Raw genomic sequence first — 2,812 nt, 5'->3', positions numbered from 1 at the left:
GGTGATCGCGGCCGAACAGGCGGACGCGGTCCAGGACCGCGTCCGCCTGTTCGTCCGTGATCACCAGTGGCGGCAGCAGACGCACCGTCGAGCCGAACCGGCCGCCCAGTTCGATGATCAGGCCGCGGTCCAGGCAGGCCGTACGGACGCGGTCCGCGAGGGCCGGGGCCGCCGGGTGGGCGCCGCAGGTGTCGCGTGGGGACTCGGGGTCGACCAGTTCCACCCCGATCATCAGGCCGCGGCCCCGCACATCGCCGATCACCGGGAGTTCCGCGCGCAGGCCCTCCAGCCGCGCCATCATCCGCGCGCCCACCGTCGCCGCGCGTTCGACCAGGCCCTCCCGGGCCACATGCCGGAGCGTCGCCGCGCCCGCCGCCATCGCCAGGGTGTTTCCGCGGAACGTGCCCGTGTGGGCGCCGGGCAGCCAGCCGTCGTACTTCTCGTCGTACACGATCACCGCCAGCGGCAGGCTTCCCCCGATCGCCTTCGACAGCACCATCGCGTCCGGCGCGATCCCGCTGTGCTCGACCGCCCAGAACGCCCCGGTCCGCCCGACGCCCGTCTGTACCTCGTCCACGATCAGCGGAATCTCCCGTTCCGCCGTGATCCGCCGCATCTCGCGCAGCCAGCCGTCCGGCGCCGGTACCGCGCCGCCCTCGCCCTGCACCGCTTCGAGGATCATCGCGGCGGGCGGTACGACCCCGCCCGACGGGTCGTCGAGCAGCCGTTCCGTGTACGTCGCCGACAGCTCGGCGCCGCGCTCGCCGCCGATCCCGAACGGGCAGCGGTACGAGTACGGGTACGGCAGCCGCGTCACCTCCGCCGCGCCGCCCGCGACCCGTTCCTTCACCGCGACACCGCCGCTCGCCGCCAGCGCCCCCGCCGTCATCCCGTGGTATGCGCCCGTGAACGCGAGCACCCCGCTCCGGCCGGTCGCCGTCTGCATCAGCTTCAGCGCCGCCTCCACCGCGTCCGTACCGGCCGGCCCGCAGAAGTGGATCCGCGCCCGGTCGACGAAGGCCGGCGGCAGCGTCGCGAACAGCGCGTCCGTGAAGTCGTCCTTCTCCGGCGTCGCCAGATCGAGGACATGCAGCGGCGCCCCGCTGTCGACCGTGCGGCGGATCGCCTCCAGCACCACGGGGTGGTTGTGCCCGAGCGCGAGCGTCCCCGCACCGGCGAGGCAGTCGAGATAGCGGCGGCCGTCGGTCCCCTCGATCGTCATGCCCTTGGCCCGGACGGGGACGATCGGGAACGAACGGGCGTACGTACGGGCAGCGGACTCCCTGACCCGCTGCCGCCCCAGAATGGCGTCCGCGTCGGCCGGCGGCGCGGCGGCCGGGGAGCCGGCGGAGAGCCCGCTCGCGGGCACGGGCCCGTTCGCGGACAGGATGACGGGGGGCACGGTCATGACACGGCTCCGGGGTTCGGGGGAGAGAAAAGGAGAAGCAGGAGCAAGAAAGAGGAGCGAAAGGAAGTACGGCTCAGCCGCGCTCCGCGATCAGGCAACGGCCCGGTTCGGGCGGGAACTTCACCCCGGCCGGTGGTTCCATCCGTCCAGCCATTTCACCGGACCGAGTGACGTCGCACCGGCGCTGATACGCGGCACGGCCCGCCGCGTCGATCGCCCCGCCGCCCGCACGAAGGGGAGCAGCGAGTACGGCGACGGGAACGGCGGACAGGGGAGCGGCGGAGGGCGGGAACTGTAAGGGCACGGCTGGCTGTACCTCGCGAGTGGGGGCGAAAAGGACGGACCTCATGGCTGCCGGCCGGCGTGGGGCGGACCGGGCATCGGCGAACAGCTTGCGGCACAGCGGAATTGGCGGCGGCGCGGACGATGAGGGCGGTAGAGGCGCGGAGTTGACGACCGACTTGACGGCGAAGTTGACGCAAGGCGCCCGGACCTGACACGGCCGACCTGGACGCGGCCCGCCCTGAACGCCGCCTGCCGTGGACGCGCCCCATCCTGAACGCGGGCCGTCCTGGACGCCGCACGTCCTGGACGCGACCCGCCCTGGACGCGGCTCGCCCCGGCGCGCCAGGCAGCCCGATGCGCCGGGCAGCGCGCCAGGCAGCCCCGAAACCCCGGCCCAAACACTTAGGTGTGCCTAACCTAATCATCGCCGTTCAAGATACCAAGCACCCCTGAACAGCGACGGAACCTTCGCGGGAGTGCGGACACCGGCGCGGGAGTACGTTGGACGGAAGGAGGAGGCGAACGCGCCATGAGCAACTGGATCAGCGTGGTGGTGATCCTGGGCCTGATCGCGGTGGGATTCACGCTGATCAGCCTGCTCAACCAGGCCCGCGCCGAGGGCCGGGAGGGCGGCCGCCGACTGGGTCAGCGGCTGGGCGGTCTCACTTCTGGGCGTGCTGCCCGACGTAGAAAAGCAGCCAGATGAACCCGGCGAAGAGGTGCGTCCCGAAGATGTAGAAGAAGACGCGGAGAGCGACTCCGCGCTCCTTCCAGCTCTCGTCGTCGTTACTCACCACGGTCCTCCCATCGGGTCCCGCTCAGCGTACGACCAGGCCCCGAGCCCCGGCACGGGTCACCGTCCGGCGGTGTGACAGGCGGCCCTCCTCCCCGCCCATGGATGCCCCTGGCATAGGCCAAACGCATACATCCCGAGCCTGCGCCAGTTAGCGGTTCCAGTACGCCCCAGAGCCCTGCACCCGGTACGCACTGGCAGGCGATGGCGACCACGAGTGAACGGCTGCTGGGGCCGGAGCATCCGAGCACGGTGATGGCGGCGGATCTGCTGCGGTACTGGACGCGCGAGCGGAGTTCCTGAGGGCGGGGCGGCGCGGTCGGCGC

General features: G+C 72.1%; 2 protein-coding genes. Both read right to left on the bottom strand.

The genetic code is table 11. From position 1 onward, the window contains the following. On the bottom strand, positions 1-1,408 hold a 1,408-nt coding region (locus tag WH07_RS35665; protein WP_046509402.1), incomplete at its 3' end, for a diaminobutyrate--2-oxoglutarate transaminase family protein. Between the two features lie 947 nt (positions 1,409-2,355). Further along, entirely contained in the window at positions 2,356-2,487 is a 132-nt protein-coding gene (locus WH07_RS41640; protein WP_408645991.1) for a DUF6126 family protein, read from the bottom strand. Positions 2,488-2,812 lie beyond the last annotated feature (325 nt).

Origin of the sequence: Streptomyces odonnellii, from assembly GCF_000981895.1 — a bacterium.
In the GTDB taxonomy this organism is placed as follows: Bacteria; Actinomycetota; Actinomycetes; order Streptomycetales; family Streptomycetaceae; genus Streptomyces; species Streptomyces odonnellii.
Note: the sequence above shows the minus strand (reverse complement) of the source record. Positions and strands in the feature narration are given on the sequence as shown.